Here is a 20199-nt window from a genome sequence, read left to right on the forward strand (position 1 = left end):
CACACACCTACCAGGTTGAATGTTTGAAAGACAGGTATTTGCTCGACAGCTCGCGGGCAAATTCGGCGGACTGTTCGATGGACATGGTTTTCTTCGAGTACCCCAGCATCGCCTGCATCACGGCCATGCATTGCGGGTTATAGGTGACCGAACCATCGCAATGAATTTCATCGATACCATCCTGGCTCTGGCAGATGGTATTGATGCGCACCGCTTCGTCCTGGGGGCAGTCGGCGCTGAACTGCACCTTGATCTGCCCCTCCTGCAGCCACACCGGATAGCCGCCAGGCAACCCCAGCGGGCCGGGCGCGTGCACCAGCACCGGCGTGGGCGAAAACAACCCCTCGATCACGGTGACGGCCGAGCACGCCGTGAGGAACTGCCCATCGATACCGCCCAGGCGGCGGAACTCGGATTTAACCGTGGAAAAAATCGCTTCGGCCGGCAGGTGGGCCGCAGCCGGGCGGTCGCGCACCTCATACAACAAGCGGTAACTGGCACGCGGGGGCAAGCCGCCGCGCGGCACGTAGTGGCTGAAATAGTGCTGGGCATACAGGCACACCTGCACATCGGCGGGCGCACACTCCAGCAGCCGCGCGATGGAAAATCGCAGCGCCGGGACCAGGTTGGCGATATTGCCCACGCCAATATCCGGCGCCAGCCCGACCCTGGCCAGGATCGGGTTGACCGCATCGGGAAAGGCCGCGTTGACCGTCCTGGCCGCGATACCGGAGGCTTTTACCGCCTGCATCAAGTGATGCATCAGCGTCAGGTGCATGGGCAGCCAAGGTCCGAACTGCGCCTGGTCGAGCTGCTCGAAGGAGAGCCGGGGCAACCCCGTGATCACTCGCCACGATTGCAACGACGCACAGTTCACCACCATGTCCGGGGCCTCTTCACGCAGCACCCGCGTCACCCGCTCGATATCGGTGAGGTCGGCGATCACCGGCTTGATCGCGATGCAGTGCCCCAACTGCGCACACGACAGGGCCACCAGGTTGCACAGCCGCACGGTCGCGTCTTCATTGCGCCCCAGCACCACGAATTCAAAGGCATTTTTCGGCCCGAGAATCTTCAGGATCTGCAGGCACAGGTTGCCCGCGCCCACCAGCAGCAGTTTCTTCTTGGGGGCTGACGGGCTCATCGTGGGTAGGCTCCGTTGTCTACCGGAATGACCTTGCCGGTGACATGCCGCATGGCATCGCTGATCACCAGCAAAATGACCTCGGCGACGCCGCCGGGCAGGATCGGTTCCTTGAGGATTTCCTGGCGCGCGTACTCGGCGCGGCGGTATTCAGGGATGGTGTCGTAGATGGCGGTGTCATGGATCAGCGCCGGCGACACTGCGTTAACCCGCACGAACGGCGCAAAATTCCAGGCATTGGCTTTGGTCAGGCCGATCACCGCCGCCTTGGTGGCGCCGTACAAGGCATCGCAGCTGCCTACCTCACCGGCCACCGAGGCGATATTGACGATGCTGCGCGGCGCCTCGTGTTTCATCTCCCGTTCGGCGAAGTCTTTGGAGAGATAGACCAAGGCCTTGAGGTTCACAGTCAGGATTTCGTCCACTTCGGCATCGGAATAGGCGTAGATGCTTTTGCCGTGGTAAATACCGGCGTTATTGATTAATGCATGAATAGTTGCGTGGCGCTCATACAGCGCAGGGATAAACCCCTTGATCAGCGCGTTATCCGAAAAGTCCGCGACATGGGTTTCCAATACATCCGCCGTGTAAGTGCGCTGTAACGCACGCAGGCCTTCGGCATCCTTGTCGGCACCGATAACGAAATAACCTGCCTGGATAGCCTTTTCCACAGTAGCCCGGCCGATCCCATTGGCCGCACCGGTGACAATCAACTTTTTCATACAACAATCCTTATTGGCAAAATTCATTCATGCGTGCGTAGAAGGGTCGGTGGTATTCGTAAAAGGCTTTTAATTTTGGCGACCGATCGAAAGCGTCCATATCGATAGCAGGTTTATCCGGCAGAGCAATGCGTTCACTGTTCTCCGCCGCCACATGCCAACTTCTCCAGGTTTTCCACTGTCGCGGACATTCGCGTTTCCATGTCATGGCGTGGGGCAAAAATTCAATCTGCAAGTAGTCACACAGTTTACGAATGACACGCTCCGGCTCGGCGGCGAGGTCATCGGCATTAATCACATAAGGCACTTTTCCGATGAGTTTGGTGACCACACAAAAAATCTCGTACAAGGCTTTATGCCCGATGGCCTGCACGGGCATATCGGGGTGTACCCGGTGATGGGAAATAATGCTGCTGGCGGGCTCGCGGATAATAAAAATATTGTGTTGTTGCGCAAGGAAGTCCCGGTCAACTTTCAAGTCATCCAGGCAGTGGTAACACATGTCTTTGTGAAAGACATGGGTACTTTCCCGGGCCTTGAGCAGTTGCTCTTTTATGCCTTGATACGTGGTGGGCAAACTGTGATCCCATTCATCCGAAGGAATCACTGAATCTGCGGAAAACGCCATATGGGCAAACGGCTCGTGGAAAACCTCAAAATCCCCCCGCTCGATAAACACCCGTTCCAACACCGTGGAACGGGAACGCGGGTGCGCCCACAACCCGACCATCTTGTTCATGCCAGCACCCCGTATTCAGCGGCCAGGATGGCGTTGAGCGAGCGTGCGAAAGGCTTCGCCACCGGACACAGGCGCACGCAGTAGTCGGTCAGGCGCCGATGCGCACTGTTGGCCTCGTTGCAGGCGTTGATAAACGCCTCATGATTGCCAAAGTCGTAGGGCTCGATGCTGTCGATGAAATAGGCTTCGCAGAAGTACGGAATGCGAATGAGCCGGGCGAACGTCTCAGCCGGCGCCTGCTGGGGTTCACAGGCGGGTGCCACCGGTTTGCCGTGGCTTTCACGCTCGATCAGAAACTCCACCACATCCGGCGTCAGGGTGTAGCACGTGGTGGTCAGCCCGGTCTTTTCCAGGTGCCAGCAGTGCTTGTGGCCACGCTCGTCAACGTCGACCTTGATACTGGACAGCAGGGTCTTGACCGGTACCTTCGAGGCCGCGACCAGGGCCTGGATCTGCTGGTAAATCATCAGCTCGGCCCAGCGCATGTCCTCCGGGCCCAGCGCCAGGCCACGCTCGGCGGCCTGCAAGGCGAACTCGGGCTGGCAGGAAAAACGCCCGATCATAAAGGTGATCACATACTTGCAACAGTCGGTGTCGACGCCGTTGCGACGGGCGCTGGCGATGCCCCGCTCTATCGCCTGGATACCGGCCTGGAACTGCGAAACGGTGAAGCAGAACGTGATGTTGACCGAAACGCCTTGGGCCACCAGGTGTTCGATCGTCGCGAAACCCTCCAGGCTGCCCGGCACTTTGACCATCACATTCGCGGCCAGGCGATGCAGCTCCAGGCCCCGCGCGGTCATGCGTTCGCTGCACCGCACATCCGACGGGTCGACCTGGGCGCATAGCCAACCATCGGCCTGAGCCGATTGCACCCACAACGGCTTGAGCATCGAGGCGCCTTCTGCAATCACTTCGTTGTACAGCTGCTTGCGCAATTCCCCGGGAGACAGGCTGGCCAGATTAAAACGCGACGACCAATACTCTTTCTTGTCGAGGATTGCCGCCGTCACCAGCCGGGGGTTGGTGGTCACACTGCTGAAGCCCCAAGGCTGGGAGAGATCCTGCGGCATCAACTGTTCGATATGGGCAGCGGCCGCCGGGTACTTGTCCAACAAATGCTGTTTATACGGTGCGTACACCACGGGCGACGAATCCCACCACACTTCCGAACGTGGATCATTACGTTTAAGTCGCTCTATATAACCCAGTGTGCCCACAACACTTGCTCCTTGAGTAACGTGATCAATGAGGGTCGGTAACTCACGCATATCGGCAAAAGGTAACGCACCGGCTTCGGCCAATATTCGATGTCGAGACAACGGACCAAAACCCAGGACTTTTATAGTGGCTGCAACGGCGGCTTGAACCCCTGTCACACTGTCTTCAATCACCAGCGCATCACAGGGTTCAACGTTGTAAGTTTCACACGCCGTTAAAAACACCAGCGGATCAGGCTTCCAACGCCCCAATTCATAACAACTGAATATTCGCCCTTCGAAATAAGGTAACAACCCCACAACGCGCAAACACTGTTCGATCTTATTGCGCGGCGCACTCGAGGCTACGCAATAGGGAGTTTCCAGCACTTCCAATACGTCAAGTATCCCATCAGTCGCTTTCACATTAAGCGTCAATGCTTCCAGCGCTCGAACTCGGAAGTCCTCTTCAAACTGAGGGGGCAAACAAATACCCAATAACGGTTCTACTTCGCGCAGGCAATCGGCAATCTTTCTTCCACGAAAGTGCTCAATGAAATACACACTATCCAGTGTCTTGCCGTCCTGTACGTGAGCATTAAGCATGCCGATCAATACAGACAAGGTGATCTCTTCGCTTTGGACGAGTACACCGTCGCAATCGAAAATAACTAACTTAGGCAACGGCGTAGCTCCCTGCTCTGGTAGTTCCCCTATAGCTGCCGATAAACACATAGGCATCTCTTATAGGTGACTCCGCATGACTTCCGAACTACCAGCGGAACGGGTTGAGGTGTGCTTATAAGACACGGGGCAAAAAACCCTGTCAAACGCTTTTTAGCGGTTTTTTAGTATCTTATGGTTATTTTTTATTCTTCTGTTATTCCATTTTTCACCATGGTTGTAGTCGCTAATTTCACACGGCTGAACTTCCGTTACGCGCCGTCAGTCAGCTACTTGAACTCACGAATTCAAGGTCGGGTGGGCAATGCATATCTCGTTGGAGCAACAAGTGGCACTGGTAACAGGCGCCAGTTCCGGTATCGGCGCCGGTGCGGCCAGGGCCCTGGCGCAGGCCGGTGCTGCGGTGGTGCTCAATTACAACAGCCAGGCCGCGCCCGCCGAGGCCTTGGCAGAGCAGATCAACGCCGAGGGCGGCCGGGCGATTGCCATCGGCGCCGACGTGTCGAAAGAAGCCGATGTGGAACGCCTGTTCGCAAAGACCCTCGAGGCGTTCGGCCATCTGGACATCCTGGTGGCCAACTCCGGTATGCAGAAGGACGCCGCCGTGGTCGACATGACCCTCGACGACTGGAACGCCGTGATCGGCGTCAACCTCACCGGCCAGTTCCTCTGTGCCCGGGCGGCGGTACGCCTCTTCAAGCGCCAGGGCATCCGTGAAGGCGTATCCCGCGCCGCCGGCAAAATCATCCACATGAGCTCGGTGCACCAGTTGATCCCCTGGGCCGGGCACGTGAATTACGCGGCGTCCAAGGGCGGCGTTGACATGCTGATGCGCACCCTCGCCCAGGAAGTGAGTGAACAGCGCATCCGTATCAACGGCATTGCGCCGGGGGCGATTCGTACGGCGATCAACCGTGCCGCCACCGAAGGTGCGGCGGAACAGGAGCTGCTCAAGTTGATCCCCTATGGCCGGGTCGGCGATGTGGAGGACGTGGCCAACGCCGTGGTATGGCTGGCCAGTGACGCCTCGGATTACGTGGTCGGCAGCACCCTGTTCATTGATGGCGGCATGAGCCTTTACCCGGAGTTTCGTGACAATGGTTGATTTGCAAAAAGAACCACAAAGCGCCATCGATGCCCACGGCATCATCGGCGACATGCGCAGCGCGGCGCTGGTAAACGATAAAGGCAGCATCGATTTCTTCTGCTGGCCGGAGTTCGACAGCCCGTCGATCTTCTGCTCACTGCTCGACACCCCCGATGCCGGCACGTTCCAACTCACCCCGGACCTGCCCAACGCCCGCCGCGAACAGATCTACCTGCCCGACACCAATGTGCTGCAAACCCGTTGGCTCAGCGATGAAGCCGTGGTGGAAATCACCGACCTGCTGGTCATCAGCGAAGAAATCGACGACGTGCCCCTGCTGATTCGCCGCGTACGCGTAGTCAGCGGCACGGCCACCCTCCATCTGCGCTGCGCCGTGCGCCATGACTATGCGCGCGCGCCCACCGAGACGAGCCTGGATAACGCCAGCGTCTGTTTCAACGCCGATGGCCAGCCGGGCATGCGCCTGTGCGGCAGCCATCCGTTGCAGATCGAAGATAACGCCGCCGTGGCCCGCTTCACCCTGGGTCAGGAAGAAAGCGCCGAGTTCGTACTCGGCGGCCAGGACGATGAGCGTGTGGGCAGTGTCTGCACCGACCTGGCCCTGGCCCACACCTTGAAGTTCTGGCGCGGCTGGATCGCGAAGTCGAACTACCGCGGGCGCTGGCGCGAAATGGTCAACCGCTCGGCCCTGGCCCTCAAGCTGCTGACCTCGCGCAAACACGGCGCAATCATCGCCGCGGCCACCTTCGGCTTGCCGGAAACGCCTGCGGGCGAACGCAACTGGGACTACCGCTACACCTGGATCCGCGACGCCTCGTTTACCGTCTACGCGTTTATGCGCCTGGGTTTTGTCGACGAGGCCAACGCCTATATGCGCTGGCTCAAGGGCCGGGTCAGCGACTGCTGTGGCCAGCCGACCAAGATCCATATCCTCTACGGCATCGACGGCCGCCAGGAGCTGCCCGAAACCACGCTGGAGCACCTCAGCGGCCACGGCGGCGCCAAGCCGGTGCGCGTCGGCAATGGCGCGGTCGACCAGGTCCAGCTGGATATCTATGGCGAGTTGATGGACGCGGTGTACCTGGTCAACAAGTACGGCGAAGCCATCTCCCACGAGGGCTGGAAACACACGGTGGAAGTCGCTGACCAGGTGTGTGAAATCTGGAACCAGAAAGACGTGGGCATCTGGGAAATGCGCGGCGAACAGCATCACTTCCTGCATTCGCGACTGATGTGCTGGGTGGCCCTGGACCGTGCGATCCGCCTGGCCTCCAAGCGCTCGTTGCCGGCGCCGTTTGCACGTTGGGACCAGACGCGCCAGGCGATCTATGCCGATATCTGGAGCAACTTCTGGAACGAAGAACGCGGGCATTTCGTGCAGCACATCGGCAGCACCGCCCTGGACGGTTCGATGCTGCTGATGCCGCTGGTGCGTTTTGTCGCCGCCACCGACCCGCGCTGGCTGAGCACCCTGCAGGCGATCCAGAAAAGCCTGGTGCGCGACGGCATGGTCTACCGCTACCGCAACGACGACAACGCGATCGACGGCCTGCAAGGCACCGAAGGCGCATTCGCCGCCTGCTCGTTCTGGTACGTCGAATGCCTGGCCCGCGCCGGGCAAGTGGAGAAGGCCCACCTGGAATTCGAACAACTGCTGCGCTACGCCAACCCGCTGGGCCTGTATGCCGAAGAGTTCGACAGCCAGGCCCGCCACCTGGGCAATACGCCCCAGGCGTTGAGCCATCTGGCGTTGATCAGCGCGGCGACGTTCCTGGACCGCAAGCTCAGTGGCGAGAAGACGACCTGGCAGCCCTGAGGCGCCCTGCCTTTACAGGCAGGGCATCCCGCCATGTCTTTCGACTAGAGTTTCAACACCTGACAGGAGCCCACCATGACCATCACCGCCCCACTCCTCTACGTGCGCACCTCCATGCTCGATGTGGCGTATGAAACCCACGGTCCCATCGACGGCGAGCCTGTGATCCTGCTGCATGGTTTCCCTTACGACCCGCGCGGCTATGACGAGATTGCGCCGGTGCTGGCCGAACGCGGCTACCGGGTGCTGGTGCCGTACCTGCGCGGTTATGGCCCTACGCGGTTTATCAACGCGCAGGTGATGCGCTCCGGCCAACAGGCGGCGCTGGGCAAGGATCTGCTCGACTTCATGGATGCGCTGTCGATCCCGCGCGCCACCCTGGCCGGGTATGACTGGGGCGGGCGCGCGGCGTGTATCGTCGCGGCGCTGTGGCCGGAACGGGTACGCGGGCTGGTGACCGGCGATGGCTATAACATCCAGGACATTGCCAGGTCGCGCCAGCCACGGGCGCCGGCGACGGAGCATCGGTTGTGGTACCAGTTCTACTTCCACACCCAGCGCGGTGTGGACGGGCTGACGGCCAATCGCCGCGAGCTCTGTGAGTTGCTGTGGTCACTGTGGTCGCCGTCCTGGGCCGAAGGGCCGGGGCTGTATGGGCAGACGGCGCCGTCATTCGACAACCCGGATTTTGTCGAGGTGGTGATTCACTCCTATCGCCACCGGTTCATGTATGCGCCTGGCGATCCGGCGCTGGAAGCTATCGAGCAGGCCCTGGCGCGGCAACCGGCGATTGCGGTGCCGAGCATTTCGCTGTGCGGCGCCGATGACGGCGTAGGCCCGCCGTCGCAAGAGGATGACGACGTGGAGCATTTCAGCGCTTTTTACCGGCGGGAGGTGTTGCCCGGTGTGGGCCACAATATTCCCCAGGAAGCACCGCAGGCCACCCTCGACGCCCTGCTTGAATTGCTCGCCTAGGCCACCGGCGAGAACCGCTCGCGGTAGGCCTGGGGCGTCACCGACAAGGCCCGCATAAAGCTGCGGCGCAAGGTTTCTTCGCAGCCGAAACCACACTGCACGGCGATGCGCTTGATCGATGTGGTGCTGTCGGCCAGTTGCCGGCGCGCGCTTTCGACACGGATCAGCTCCACCGCGCGCGCGGGCGTCTGGCCGGTTTCGGCGCGGTAGTGGCGCACGAAGCTGCGCTCGCTCATGCCGGCCTGGGCGGCCAGGGTCGGGATACTCAGGTCGAGGGCCAGATGCTCGGCTATCCAGGCATGCAGCTCGGTGAAACGGCTGCCGCCCTTTTGCAGGGACAGGGTCACGCTGAATTGCGACTGGCCACCGGGGCGTTTCAGGAACACCACCAGGTGCCGCGCCACTTCCAGGGCCACGGCGCGGCCCAGGTCTTCTTCCACCAGGGCCAGGCACAGGTCGATACCAGCGGTCACACCGGCGGAGGTCCACACCGCGCCCTGCTGGATAAAGATCGGGTTGGGCTCCACGGTCAGCGCCGGAAACTTGCGCGCCAGTTCTTCGCAACGGGTCCAGTGGGTGGCGACGCGGCAACCATCGAGCAAGCCACTGGCCGCCAGCAAAAACGCACCGGTGCACACCGAGGCCATGCGCCGACTGTGCCGGGCTTTTTCGCGCACCCAATCCACCAGCGCAGGCTTTTCAGCGGCGCCGTACACGCCCCAGCCACCCGCGATCACCAGGGTGTCGCAGGGCTGGTCGACCGCAGGCAACGGCTCGGCCACCAGCGCCAGGCCGGCGGAGGTCATCACCGGTCCGGCCTGGTCGGCGATCACCGTGACCGCATAAGGCAACGGCACGCCACGCTGGCGCGCCAGGTCATTGGCCGATGCAAACACCTGCAACGGCCCGGTGACGTCGAGCACCTGGGCATTATCGAAAGCGAGTACGTGGACAATTCTGGGCATGGTTGGCGTGATTCGTGGGTTCAATGGCGTATTCGCCAAAGACTAGGCCGCTAGAGTGAGGTCGTCTACCCCTTTCTCGGAGCTTCATTCATGACCTTGCAGATCGGCTTTCTGTTGTTCCCCGGCATTCAGCAACTGGACCTGACCGGCCCCTACGACGTATTGGGTTCGCTGTCGGATGTAAAGCTGCACCTGGTATGGAAGGACCTGGCGCCGGTCACTTCAAGCACGGGCCTGGTGTTCACGCCGACCATGACCTATGCCGACTGCCCGACGCTGGATGTGATCTGCGTGCCCGGTGGTTCCGGCGTGGGCCCATTGATGGAAGACCCGCAGACCCTGGACTTCCTCAAGGCCCAGGCGCAGACCTCGCGCTACGTGACCTCGGTGTGCACCGGCTCGCTGGTGCTCGGCGCGGCGGGGTTGCTGCGCGGGCGCAAGGCGACGACGCACTGGGCCTACCACGACATGCTCGCCCCGCTCGGCGCCATCCCGGTACAGGAGCGCGTGGTGCGTGACGGCAACCTGTTCACCGGCGGTGGCATTACCGCCGGTATCGACTTTGCCCTGGTGCTGGCGGCGGAGTTGTACAGCGAAGCGGCGGCGCAACTGGTGCAGTTGCAGATCGAATACGCGCCGGCACCGCCGTTCGATTCGGGTCGCCCGGACACAGCACCTGCGCATGTGCGGGAAGAAGCCAACAAACGCACCGCCGAATCGCGCAGGGTGCGCGGTGAAATCGTCGCGCGCGCAGCAGCACGGCTGGGCTGAGCCTGTACCTGTGGTGAGCGAGCTTGCTCGCGCTGGGGCGCGAAGCGGCCCCAAGCTTTGGAGGGGCTGCTGCGCAGCCCCGGCGCGAGCAAGCTCGCTCACCACAACAAGCTCGATCACCACAACAAGCTCGTTTGGCCACAGACCGCTTGCTCGCCGCACAATCCCTTCACCTCATGGGGTCAGGTTGGGCGCGACATCACCGCCAGGCGCACCGCCAGCACGCTCAGCACCGTCGCCAAGCCCCATCTCTGTAACCAGGCGCCTCTTGGGCGCCTGGCGAAGAAGCGGCTCAGCACCCCGCCGAAAATGCCCAGCAGCAGGTGAAACACCCCAGCGATCAAGGTCAGCACGCCGCCCAACAGCATCAACTGCACGGCGATGGAGCCGGCCTGCGGCCGTACGAACTGCGGCAAAAACACCACAAAAAACAGCAACGCCTTGGGGTTGAGCAGGCTGTTCAGCATGGCCTGCAGAAATACCCGGCCAAGGGGCACACGGTGCAGGTGGGCAGTATCTGGCCCAGGTTTTTTCTGCAGCGTCTTGAACACCAGCCACAGCAGGTAGACCACACCCGCACAGCGGATCACGTCAAAGGATGGCGGCCAACTGGCGACCAACGCCGTCACCCCGCTGGCGGTCAATGCGCTCAGCAGTATGTCGGCCACACCGATGCCCAGGGCCGAGGCCACTCCCCCACGCCAGCCGTGAGTGACGCCATGGCTGATCACAAAGGCCATGTTCGGCCCCGGGGATAACAGCAACAAAAGCACAGCACCTGAAAAAACCGCCAGGGTCCCAAGGTCGATCATGCTCAAGCCCTCCACCGGGAAAGCCTGCAGATTAGTGCGTGGGCCCGGAGCGAACAAAAAATTGTGCTGGATACATTGTTCATCGGCAATTGCGAATGGCCACGACCAGCGTCTAGAATGCGAAACATTATCAATTAAGACTGCTGCGCCAGGATGCCCATGTCGAGCGATCACCCACTGGACCATGCCGCCATCGGCCAGCTTTACCACACCCATCACTCCTGGCTGCGCGGCTGGTTGAGCCGGCGCACCGGTTGCCGTGAACGTGCCGCCGACCTCGCGCAGGAAACCTTTGTGCGCCTGCTCAACGCACGCAAACAGCAGGCTGTGCTGCAGCCGCGCGCGTACCTGAGCAGCATCGCCCGCAGCTTGATGATCGACCAGTACCGGCGCCGTGAATTGGAGCGCGCCTACCTCGAAAGCCTTGCGCATTTCCCCCAGGCCGACGTGCCGTCGGAAGAAACCCGCCTGCTGATTCTCGACAGCCTGGAACGTATCGACCGCCTGCTCGACCAGCTCAAGCCGCGGGTGCGTGAAGCGTTCCTGCTGGCGCAACTGGACGGCCTGACCTGCGCTCAGATCGCCCTGCGCCTCGGGGTGTCCAAGGCTACGGTGGAGCGTGATCTGTCCAAGGCGCTGCACGCCTGCTATCGGTTGCGCTATGCCGACCTCTGACCCGCGCCTGGTCGACCAGGCTATCCAGTGGATGATCAAGCTGCGTTTCAACGTCGCCGACGACGCCAGCACCGCTGCGTTCGAGCGCTGGCTGCACACCAGCGCCGAACACCAGCAGGTCTGGCAACGGGTGGCGACGATGAATGATGAGTTCAGCCACCTGCCCGCGCAGGTCGGCCGCCACGCCCTGCACGGGGCGCGTCGACGTATCAGCCGGCGTGAAGGGTTGAAGCTGCTCGGCCTGGTGGCCGGTGCGGCCGGCCTGACCTGGTTCGGCCGCGACTACACCCCGCTGCCCGCCTTGATGGCCGACTACCGCACTGCCACCGGCGAACGGCGTTGGGTGGCGTTGAACGACGGCAGCCGCATCCAACTGAACAGCGCCAGCGCACTCGACACGGCGTTTACTCAGGAACGACGCCTGGTGCAGTTGCGCCAGGGTGAAATACTGGTCAATCCCGGTGCCGACACGCGGCCCTTCTGGGTACAGACCCGTGACGGTTACCTGCGCGCCCTCGGCACGCGCTTCCTGGTACGCGAAGAGCCCCAAGGCACCATGCTCGCCGTGCAGCAGGGCACGGTGGCGGTGTTTGCCGACAACCACGCCGCCGGCGCGCGCCAAGTGATCAACCCCGGCGAACAGGTGCTGTTCGACCGCAGTGGCATTCGTTCTCTCGCCTCCAATGGCCTGGACCCTTGGGCCTGGAGCGATGGTGTGATCAGCGCCCGGGACATGCGCCTGGATGCTTTCCTCGCCGAGCTGGGCCGCTACCGCAACGGCCTGCTGCGCTGCAGCGAAGCGGTGGCCGGGTTGCGGGTGTCGGGCACTTATCAGTTGGACGACACCGATGAGGTGCTGGGCCTGGTAGCCCACTCACTCAAGCTCGATGTCACTTACCGCAGCCGCTACTGGGTGACCGTCACCGCCCGCGTTTAACATTCTCGAAAATAAATGAGGTGAATTCTCATTGCCGCTCGACCTGTAAGGAAAGGCCGATCAACAGGCCGGTTCTGTTCACTTCCTTCAGGAGCATCCCGCGGTCATGCACGCGTCCCCCTTCCCACGTTCACCCCTCAAGCACGCGGTGCACGCCGCCTTGCTCGGCGCCTGCCTGAGCTGCGCAACCGCGCCGCCGTTCGCATGGGCCGAAACGCCGGCCAGCGACACCCAGGCCCGCGACTGGAACATCGCCGCCGGTTCCCTGGCCACGGCCCTGGACCAGTTCGCCCGCCAGGCCGGCATCAGCCTGTCGTACGACGCCACCAGCGTCGCCGGCAAGACCAGCCAGGGCCTGAGTGGTCGCCTGGACCGCGAGCAGGCGCTCGGCCAGTTGCTGCGTGGCCAGGGCCTGCAAGCCCAGCGCCAGGGCAACAGTACCTGGCTGCTGTTGCCGCAAGTGGCCGACGGCGGCGCGCTGAACCTGGGCGCCACCACGGTCACCGGTGAGCGGTTGGGCGCCACCACCGATGGCACCGGGGCCTACACCACGGGTGCGGTGACGATCGGCAAGGGCGAACACAGCCTGCGGGAAACGCCGCAATCGGTGAGTGTGATGACCCGCCAATTGATGGATGACCAGAACCTCACCACCATCGATGACGTGATGGAACGCACGCCCGGGATCACCACTTACGAATCACCCATGGGCGGCAAATATTTTTATTCCCGTGGTTTCAAGATGCTCGGCCAGTACCAGTACGACGGCGTGCCCCTGGACATGGGCAAGGACTACGTGCAGGCCGACAGCTTCAGCGCGAACATGGCGATCTACGACCGCGTCGAAGTGCTCAAGGGCGCGGCGGGCATGCTCAAGGGCGCCGGCACCGCCAGCGGCGCGGTGAACTTCGTGCGCAAGCGGCCCCAGGCCAAGCCCACCACCAGCCTGTCGCTGTCCGCCGGCACCTGGGACAACTACCGCGCCGACGTCGACACCGGCGGCCCGCTGAATGACAGCGGTACGGTGCGCGGCCGCGCGGCGATCAGCCAACAGAATCGCGGTTCCTACATGGATATTTCCAAGCGCCAGGACCAGGCTTTCTATGGCGCCCTGGATGTCGATCTCAGCGCCGACACCACCCTGGGCTTCGGCGCCAGCCATGAAGACGTCGACGCCACACCGTGCTGGGGCGGCCTGCCGCGCTATGCCGACGGCAAAAGCGCCCACCTCAGCCGCTCCACCTGCCTGGGCCAATCCTGGAACGACTGGCAAAGCCGGCGCACCACCTTCTTCGCCGACCTCACCCATCACTTCAACGATGACTGGAAACTCAAGGTTGCGGCCGTGCACAGCCGCAACCTGCAAGACACCAAATACGCCGCCAGCGAAGGCACCATTGCCTACGGCAACCCGACGCCTACGGCCAACTCCTATGCGGCGCTGATGGACTACGACCACAAGGACTTCGGCCTCGACGCCTATGTGGACGGCAAGTTCGAAGCCTTCGGGCTGGAACACGAACTGATCCTCGGTGCCAATGGCAGCCGTGGTACCCAGGACGATGTGTACGCGATCCAGAACCTGCCCAGGCGCCAAGGCATCTACCAACCCGACCACCATTTCCCGGAGCCGGCCAACAGCACCTTCTGGCCGAACATGTATCGCGGCGGCACGGTGAAGGAAACCGCCACCCAGTACGGCGCCTACACCACCTTGCGCCTGCGCCTGGCCGAGCCGTTGATGTTTATCGTAGGCAGCCGCGTGAGCTGGTACGAGAACCGTCGCCAGTCCAACAACCTGGCCTGGGGCGAGTGGGCCTTGCAGGATGCCCGCACCCGGGAAACCGGTGAAGTGACGCCGTTTGCCGCACTGATCTACGACCTCAACGAGCACCTGTCGGTGTACGCCAGCTACGCGGATATCTTCCAGCCGCAAAGTTCCTATGCCACGCTCGATGGCGCCGCGCTCAAGCCGAAGATCGGTGACAACTACGAGCTGGGTATCAAGGGCGAATGGTTCGACGGGCGCCTCAACAGCTCCCTGGCGCTGTTCCGCGCCGTCGAGAAAAACGCGGCCGAATCCGACTACATCGCCCAGTGCCCGACCTCCGCCGACGGCTATTGCTACACCGACAGCGGCAAGGTGCGCGCCCAAGGGGTGGAGGCGGAAATCAGCGGTGAAGTGCTCGAGCGCCTGCAGGTATCCGGCGGCTACACCTACACCCAGACCAAGTCCCTGAAGAACATCGATACCGCCCTGGAGGGCGGTACGTCCAACACCTACGTACCTCGACACATGCTGCGCATGTGGGGCGACTACCAGCTCGACGGCGCCCTGTCGAAATGGAGCGTGGGCACCGGCGTCAACGCCCAGAGCAGCAATTACCGCGTGCAGACCATCAAGCTCGAACAGGCCGGTTACGCAACCTGGAGTGCCCGTGTGGCGTACCGTATCGACGACACTTGGACCGTCGCACTCAACGGCAACAATCTATTCGATAAAAGCTACTACAACACTGTCGGAACAGCCTCCTGGGGCAACTTTTATGGCGAACCGCGAAATTTTACGGTGAGTTTGAAAGGCAACTTCTGATCTGGCGAAAGTCCCGCAGGCAGGGCACTTCGTGCGCCCTGCCAACCCCTCTTTGTCCCCCCTTCCTACCGCCTTTGAAAAAAGGTTTTTCCTTTATGCAGGAAAAATCCTGCATTTGTTTCTACACTCAAAAACACACCCAATCACCGCGTACCCGGACAAGGAATGTCAATAAAATGCCGAACAAAATACTGATAAACCTGTCTTCCCTGCCATCTCCGCACCACAGTCAATTAATTGACAGATTGATTAAGGTAACACTCCTGTAGTCACTACCCCCGCAAATTCCCTTCAAATGGATAGCTGCATTTGAATTGATAGTTGCGTATTACCCAGAGTAGCCGTAGTTGGAAGTGCTCTCTAAAGCAGTTCGCTGCTTTATTGAACAAACATCCAAACAATAGCTCTGGCGTGCAATGAGGGATGTTTTATGCGAGAGAAGTCGTCCGTCGACAGCCTGTTTTTAACGCGCGCCGGTTTTGTTGAGTTCTTTGTTGTTTTCGTCAAGTTCATACATGGCCTGAGTGCCATTTTGCCCCCGCTGATCCTGGTGATGTTCATCGACCCGATGGACCCCGAACTGCGCGGGCACTTCCTCGGCCTGCTGGTATTTTTCGCGGTCCTGACGATCATTCTGTTCCAGGCCCTGGGCATCTATTCCGAAGAACTGTTCAGCAACCGACTGCGCCTGAAAACCAAGGTGAAGGCATGGTCGGCGGCGTTTTGCATCCTGTTGTTCATGTACCAGATCCTGCAGTTTTTCCCGCAATTGACCCCGCGTAACCTGGTGGCCTGGTACGTCGCCAGCCTCGGGTTGTTCTGCCTTGAGCGCCTGCTGATGCTGCGCCTGTACCGCAGCCTGATGCGCAAGGGCAAATACCTGCAACGTACGGTGATCCTGGGCTTTACCGACACCGCCATGCACGTCGCCGACCACCTGCAACGCAACGGTGATATCCGCTCCGGCCTGATCGGCTTTATCGACGATCGCACCGAGCGGATCCCCAAGGAATTGAGCAACCTGCCCCTGCTGGGCAACACCCGTGAGCTGGAAAAACTCATCCGCGCCGAGCAGGTCAACCAAGTGATGATCTGCCTGCCCTGGGCCGCCGAGCAGCGCATCCACGGGCTGGTCAATCGCCTGCGGCAGATGTCGGTCAACGTGATGCTGGTGCCCGACATGGCCGCCCTGCGCTACGGCCATAGCCGCATCACCGATGTGGGCGGGATCCTGATGTTCAACACCTCGCAATTGCCGTTGCGTGGCTGGTCGCCGGTGATCAAGCGCCTGGAGGATGTGCTGCTGGCCAGCCTGGCCCTGGTGGCGCTGTCCCCTCTGATGGTCGCGACGGCGATTGCGATCAAGCTCGACTCCAAAGGGCCGATCCTGTTTCGCCAGAACCGCTTTGGCTACAACGACAACGAAATCCGCGTGTTCAAGTTCCGCTCGATGTACACCGACCAGAGCGACTTCACCGCCGAACGCCAGACCACCCGCCAGGACCCGCGCATCACCCGGGTGGGACGCATCATCCGCAAGACCAGCATCGACGAGCTGCCGCAATTGTTCAACGTGCTGCTGGGCAACATGTCCATGGTCGGCCCGCGCCCCCATGCCACGGCGACCAAAGCCGCCGGCATACCCTTCGAAGTGGCGGTGAGCGAGTACAGCTCGCGCCACCGCGTGAAACCGGGGATTACCGGCTGGGCGCAGATCAACGGTTACCGGGGTGAGACCGACACCCTGTTCAAGATCCAGAAACGTGTCGAGTACGACCTGGAGTACATCTCCAAGTGGTCGGTGTGGTTTGACCTGTACATCGTTTTCATGACGGTCCCGGCCGTCCTTTCCACCAAGGAAGTCTATTGATGAAGACCCTCAACGGATTAATTCCCTGCATCGTTTCCGGTGGTTCGGGCACTCGACTGTGGCCGGTGTCGCGGCAGAACATGCCCAAGCCGTTCATGCGCATGCGCGATGGCCAGAGCCTGCTGCAAAAAACCTTCCTGCGCGCGGCCAAACTGCCCGGCGTGGAAAGCGTGCTCACGGTGACCAACCGCGACCTGTTGTTTCGTACCCTCGATGACTACCGCGGAGTGAACAACGCCCGCCTGCCCCTGGACCTGCTGCTGGAACCGTTCGGTCGCAACACGGCGGCGGCCATCGCCGTGGCGGCCCTGCATGTGCAGGAGCATTTCGGCGGCGACGCACAGTTACTGGTGATGCCCGCCGACCACCTGATCCTCAATGAAGTGGCGTTCGCCGAGGCCGTGACCCAGGCCCGCGACCTGGCCGAAGCCGGCTACCTGGTGACGTTCGGCATCCAGCCCGACCACCCGGAAACCGGTTTTGGCTATATCGAGCAAGGCGAGGCGCTGAGCCATGGCTACCGGGTCAAACGCTTCGTCGAGAAACCCGACCTGGCCACCGCCCAGGCCTACCTGGACGGCGGCAAGCACCTGTGGAACGCCGGCATGTTCTGCTTCAAGGCCAGCACCCTGGTGGATGAGCTCGCCACCCATGCACCCGACGTGCTGGAGGCCGCATGCGCCGCGCTGGAGCACAGCCAGAGCCTGCAGAACACAACCTCGCGCCAACGTGAACTGGATGCGGATGCGTTCGGCAGTGCGCCGGATATTTCCATCGACGTGGCCTTGATGGAAAAGTCCCGGCAAGTGGCCGTGGTGCCCTGTGACATTGGCTGGAGCGACATCGGGTCCTGGGAAGCGCTGCGCCAGCTCACCCCCAGCGATGCCCATGGCAACCAGGTCAATGGCGAAGCGATTTTGCACGACGTGCACAACTGCTACATCGACTCGCCCAAGCGCGTGTTGGGCGCCGTGGGGGTGCGCGACCTGATCATCGTCGACACCCCCGACGCGCTGCTGATCGCCGACGCCCACCGCAGCCAGGATGTGCGCCATATCGTCGCCGAGCTCAAGCGCCAGAACCATCCGGCGTACAGCCTGCACCGCACGGTGACCCGGCCGTGGGGCACCTACACCGTGCTGGAGGAAAGCAGCCGTTTCAAGATCAAGCGCATCGTGGTCAAGCCCCTGGCCTCGCTGTCGTTGCAGATGCACCACCACCGCAGCGAACACTGGGTGGTGGTCAGCGGCGCGGCACAGATCACCAATGGCGACCGCGAGTTCCTGATCAACGCCAACGAGTCCACCTACATTCCCGCCGGGCACAAACACCGGCTGACCAACCCCGGCATCATCGACCTGGTGATGATCGAAGTGCAGAGCGGCGAGTACCTGGGCGAAGACGACATCGTGCGCTTCGACGACATCTACGGCCGCGCGCCTGCCGAGGCGAAGAAATGACATGCGTACTTCATTGATCATCCCCACCCGTAACGCCTCCAGCCACCTGGCACGCCTGCTGCCTGCGCTGAAGATGCAAACCCTGCAACCTGACGAGATGCTGGTGGTGGACAGCGCCTCCAGCGATGACACCGTGGCGCGCTTTCGAGCGTTCGGCGCGCGGGTCGAGGTGATCGACGCCCGTGACTTCAACCACGGCGGCACCCGCCGCTGGGCCAGCGAACAGGTGGGTGGCGACGCGCTGATCGTGATGACCCAGGACGCCATCCCGGCAACGCCCGAGACCTTTGCCAACCTGCTCGATGAATTGCAGCAGGACCCGCTCAACGGCGTCGCCTACGGGCGGCAATTGCCCCACCCCGATGCGGGCTTGCTGGGCGCGCAATCGCGGCACTTCAACTACCCGGAACACAGCCGCAGCAAAAGCCTGGCCGATGCACCGGAGCTTGGGATCAAGACCTGCTTCAGCTCCGACTCGTTTTCGGTGTACCGGCGCAGTGTGTTGCAGGCCGTTGGTGGCTTCCCTGCCGACGTGATCGGCAGCGAAGACGCCTTTGTGGCCGCACGCATGCTGCTCGACGGCTACAAGGTGCGCTATGCCGCCACCGCGCTGGTGCATCACTCCCACGATTACAAACTCATGGACGAGTTTCACCGCTACTTCGACATTGGCGTGTTCTACGGCCGCGAGCCGTGGATCAAGCAGGCCTTTGGCGACGCGGGTGGCGAGGGCAAACGCTATGTGCTGGCCGAACTCGCGGCGCTGCGCAAAGCCGGCGCCTTGCACCGCGCGCCCGAGGTGCTGGTGCGCAGTGCGTTCAAACTGCTCGGTTACCGCCTGGGCCATCTTGAACGCCGCCTGCCGCTCGCCCTCAAGCGGCGCATCAGCATGTTTCCCGGTTATTGGAGGTGAGCAGCATGACCCACAGGAAGTCCCCCTTGATGAAGCGAAGCGTGCTCGCCCTGGCCATGCTGGCCCTGGCCGCCTGCAACACCCCGGCGCGTATCGAGCCACCGGACAGCAAGACCGTCGAGGACGGCAAGCGCGCCCTCGACCAACTGGCCCAGCTGCCACCGGCGGTGGAACGCATCCGTATCGGCGACCAGTTGCGCATCGTCCGCGATGCCGGCGAGATGCCGACGCTGTCGGCGTTCAACGTCAGCACCATCTACGAGCTGACGCTGTACACGGTGCAGACCGACGGCAAGATCAACTACCCGTTCCTGGGGCCGATCCAGGTTGCCGGGCGCCAGCCATCGGAGCTGGCCACCCAACTGACCCACGAGCTCGCGGCGACCTACCGCGAACCCCGGGTGACGGTGAACATCAACCAGGCACCGAGCAACTCGGTGATCGTCGGCGGTGCGGTGAATAACCCCACGGCGGTGCAGATCGCCACGGCCAACACCCTGGAGCAGGCGATTGTCGGCGCCGGCGGGGTCAGCCCGGCGGGCAACGCGAGCATGGTCGCGCTGCTGCGCGAAGATGCCCAGGGCGCCTATCGTGCTTACTTCCTGGACTTCAGCCAGCTCCTCAAGACCGGCGCCAACGGACGCAAGCCGGTACGCCTGCAACGCGGCGACGTGGTGTTCGTGCCCAAGTCCAACGTCGGCGAGCGCATCCAGGGCGTGGACACCTACATGAACCAACTGATCCCGTTCACCAAGTCCATCGGGGTCGGCTACAACTACACGCGAACCAGCGGCGGCAGTAATTAAAGGAGCGACA

Annotated in this window: 17 protein-coding genes and 1 pseudogene; 11 read left to right on the forward strand and 7 right to left on the reverse strand. The window is 61.9% G+C overall.

From position 1 onward, the window contains the following. Positions 1-7: 7 nt before the first annotated feature. The 5 genes and pseudogenes from FX984_RS20790 to FX984_RS20810 form a co-directional block, all read right to left on the reverse strand. Positions 8-1144 (reverse strand): Rossmann-fold NAD(P)-binding domain-containing protein, encoded by a 1137-nt coding sequence (locus FX984_RS20790; RefSeq protein ID WP_146478316.1) that lies wholly within the window; start codon positions 1142-1144, stop codon positions 8-10. Next, a complete protein-coding gene (locus FX984_RS20795) occupies positions 1141-1866 on the reverse strand; it encodes an SDR family oxidoreductase (protein WP_027603118.1) in 726 nt (241 codons plus the stop codon). Before FX984_RS20795 ends, FX984_RS20790 begins: the two co-directional genes overlap by 4 nt. 10 nt (positions 1867-1876) lie before the next feature. Next, on the reverse strand, positions 1877-2605 hold the full coding sequence (locus FX984_RS20800) for a sulfotransferase-like domain-containing protein (RefSeq protein WP_146478317.1): 729 nt from the start codon (positions 2603-2605) through the stop codon (positions 1877-1879). Continuing rightward, positions 2602-3825, reverse strand: coding sequence for a transaldolase family protein (locus FX984_RS20805; protein ID WP_146478330.1), 1224 nt, complete (start codon positions 3823-3825; stop codon positions 2602-2604). The genes FX984_RS20800 and FX984_RS20805 overlap by 4 nt, the downstream gene beginning before the upstream one ends. Positions 3826-3948: 123 nt before the next feature. Next, positions 3949-4545, reverse strand: a pseudogene (locus FX984_RS20810) (HAD family hydrolase); the annotation flags it as partial. A gap of 247 nt (positions 4546-4792) precedes the next feature. Between FX984_RS20810 and FX984_RS20815 the strand changes: the two are divergent. From FX984_RS20815 to FX984_RS20825, 3 genes are all read left to right on the forward strand, one after another. After that, entirely contained in the window at positions 4793-5593 is an 801-nt protein-coding gene (locus FX984_RS20815) for a glucose 1-dehydrogenase (RefSeq protein ID WP_146478318.1), read from the forward strand. Further along, positions 5586-7412 (forward strand): glycoside hydrolase family 15 protein, encoded by a 1827-nt coding sequence (locus FX984_RS20820; protein ID WP_146478319.1) that lies wholly within the window; start codon positions 5586-5588, stop codon positions 7410-7412. The genes FX984_RS20815 and FX984_RS20820 overlap by 8 nt, the downstream gene beginning before the upstream one ends. Positions 7413-7487: 75 nt before the next feature. Then, on the forward strand, positions 7488-8387 hold the full coding sequence (locus FX984_RS20825; protein WP_146478320.1) for an alpha/beta fold hydrolase: 900 nt from the start codon (positions 7488-7490) through the stop codon (positions 8385-8387). Here FX984_RS20825 and FX984_RS20830 read toward each other — a convergent pair. Continuing rightward, positions 8384-9352: a GlxA family transcriptional regulator gene (locus FX984_RS20830; protein WP_146478321.1), complete on the reverse strand. Its 969-nt coding sequence runs from the start codon at positions 9350-9352 to the stop codon at positions 8384-8386. The genes FX984_RS20825 and FX984_RS20830 overlap by 4 nt on opposite strands. 90 nt (positions 9353-9442) lie before the next feature. Between FX984_RS20830 and inhA the strand changes: the two genes are divergently transcribed. Continuing rightward, a complete protein-coding gene (gene inhA, locus FX984_RS20835; RefSeq protein WP_146478322.1) occupies positions 9443-10123 on the forward strand; it encodes an isonitrile hydratase in 681 nt (226 codons plus the stop codon). Between the two features lie 182 nt (positions 10124-10305). Here inhA and FX984_RS20840 read toward each other — a convergent pair whose 3' ends face one another. Continuing rightward, positions 10306-10935, reverse strand: coding sequence for a LysE family translocator (locus FX984_RS20840; RefSeq protein ID WP_027603110.1), 630 nt, complete (start codon positions 10933-10935; stop codon positions 10306-10308). A 159-nt stretch (positions 10936-11094) separates the two neighbouring features. On the opposite strand from FX984_RS20840, the gene FX984_RS20845 reads away from it, so the two are divergent. The 7 genes from FX984_RS20845 (at position 11095) to FX984_RS20875 (ending at position 20189) form a co-directional block, all read left to right on the forward strand. Next, positions 11095-11610 (forward strand): sigma-70 family RNA polymerase sigma factor, encoded by a 516-nt coding sequence (locus FX984_RS20845; protein ID WP_053132260.1) that lies wholly within the window; start codon positions 11095-11097, stop codon positions 11608-11610. After that, positions 11597-12547: a FecR domain-containing protein gene (locus FX984_RS20850; RefSeq protein ID WP_092359590.1), complete on the forward strand. Its 951-nt coding sequence runs from the start codon at positions 11597-11599 to the stop codon at positions 12545-12547. Before FX984_RS20845 ends, FX984_RS20850 begins: the two co-directional genes overlap by 14 nt. Before the next feature lie 106 nt (positions 12548-12653). Continuing rightward, positions 12654-15140 carry a TonB-dependent siderophore receptor gene (locus tag FX984_RS20855; protein WP_146478323.1) on the forward strand — a complete coding sequence of 829 codons (2487 nt, stop codon included), beginning with the start codon at positions 12654-12656 and terminating at the stop codon, positions 15138-15140. Between the two features lie 430 nt (positions 15141-15570). After that, on the forward strand, positions 15571-17010 hold the full coding sequence (locus FX984_RS20860; RefSeq protein ID WP_027603106.1) for an undecaprenyl-phosphate glucose phosphotransferase: 1440 nt from the start codon (positions 15571-15573) through the stop codon (positions 17008-17010). After that, positions 17010-18470, forward strand: a complete 1461-nt coding sequence (locus tag FX984_RS20865) for a mannose-1-phosphate guanylyltransferase/mannose-6-phosphate isomerase (protein ID WP_027603105.1) — start codon at positions 17010-17012, stop codon at positions 18468-18470. The genes FX984_RS20860 and FX984_RS20865 overlap by 1 nt, the downstream gene beginning before the upstream one ends. 1 nt (position 18471) lies before the next feature. Beyond that, positions 18472-19383 carry a glycosyltransferase family 2 protein gene (locus FX984_RS20870; protein ID WP_027603104.1) on the forward strand — a complete coding sequence of 304 codons (912 nt, stop codon included), beginning with the start codon at positions 18472-18474 and terminating at the stop codon, positions 19381-19383. A 29-nt stretch (positions 19384-19412) separates the two neighbouring features. Beyond that, complete coding sequence (locus tag FX984_RS20875; RefSeq protein ID WP_027603103.1) at positions 19413-20189, forward strand: polysaccharide biosynthesis/export family protein; 777 nt, start codon at positions 19413-19415, stop codon at positions 20187-20189. Positions 20190-20199: the final 10 nt, after the last annotated feature.

It is taken from the genome of Pseudomonas marginalis, assembly GCF_008692035.1.
GTDB lineage: Bacteria > Pseudomonadota > Gammaproteobacteria > Pseudomonadales > Pseudomonadaceae > Aquipseudomonas > Aquipseudomonas marginalis.

Bases quoted from the DNA above. Each gene is read 5' to 3' on its own strand.
- FX984_RS20790 (WP_146478316.1), bottom strand. From the start codon at position 1,144: ATGAGCCCGTCAGCCCCCAAGAAGAAACTGCTGCTGGTGGGCGCGGGC.
- FX984_RS20795 (WP_027603118.1), bottom strand. From the start codon at position 1,866: ATGAAAAAGTTGATTGTCACCGGTGCGGCCAATGGGATCGGCCGGGCT.
- FX984_RS20800 (WP_146478317.1), bottom strand. From the start codon at position 2,605: ATGAACAAGATGGTCGGGTTGTGGGCGCACCCGCGTTCCCGTTCCACG.
- FX984_RS20815 (WP_146478318.1), top strand. From the start codon at position 4,793: ATGCATATCTCGTTGGAGCAACAAGTGGCACTGGTAACAGGCGCCAGT.
- FX984_RS20820 (WP_146478319.1), top strand. From the start codon at position 5,586: ATGGTTGATTTGCAAAAAGAACCACAAAGCGCCATCGATGCCCACGGC.
- FX984_RS20825 (WP_146478320.1), top strand. From the start codon at position 7,488: ATGACCATCACCGCCCCACTCCTCTACGTGCGCACCTCCATGCTCGAT.
- FX984_RS20830 (WP_146478321.1), bottom strand. From the start codon at position 9,352: ATGCCCAGAATTGTCCACGTACTCGCTTTCGATAATGCCCAGGTGCTC.
- inhA (WP_146478322.1), top strand. From the start codon at position 9,443: ATGACCTTGCAGATCGGCTTTCTGTTGTTCCCCGGCATTCAGCAACTG.
- FX984_RS20840 (WP_027603110.1), bottom strand. From the start codon at position 10,935: ATGATCGACCTTGGGACCCTGGCGGTTTTTTCAGGTGCTGTGCTTTTG.
- FX984_RS20845 (WP_053132260.1), top strand. From the start codon at position 11,095: ATGTCGAGCGATCACCCACTGGACCATGCCGCCATCGGCCAGCTTTAC.
- FX984_RS20850 (WP_092359590.1), top strand. From the start codon at position 11,597: ATGCCGACCTCTGACCCGCGCCTGGTCGACCAGGCTATCCAGTGGATG.
- FX984_RS20855 (WP_146478323.1), top strand. From the start codon at position 12,654: ATGCACGCGTCCCCCTTCCCACGTTCACCCCTCAAGCACGCGGTGCAC.
- FX984_RS20860 (WP_027603106.1), top strand. From the start codon at position 15,571: ATGCGAGAGAAGTCGTCCGTCGACAGCCTGTTTTTAACGCGCGCCGGT.
- FX984_RS20865 (WP_027603105.1), top strand. From the start codon at position 17,010: ATGAAGACCCTCAACGGATTAATTCCCTGCATCGTTTCCGGTGGTTCG.
- FX984_RS20870 (WP_027603104.1), top strand. From the start codon at position 18,472: ATGCGTACTTCATTGATCATCCCCACCCGTAACGCCTCCAGCCACCTG.
- FX984_RS20875 (WP_027603103.1), top strand. From the start codon at position 19,413: ATGAAGCGAAGCGTGCTCGCCCTGGCCATGCTGGCCCTGGCCGCCTGC.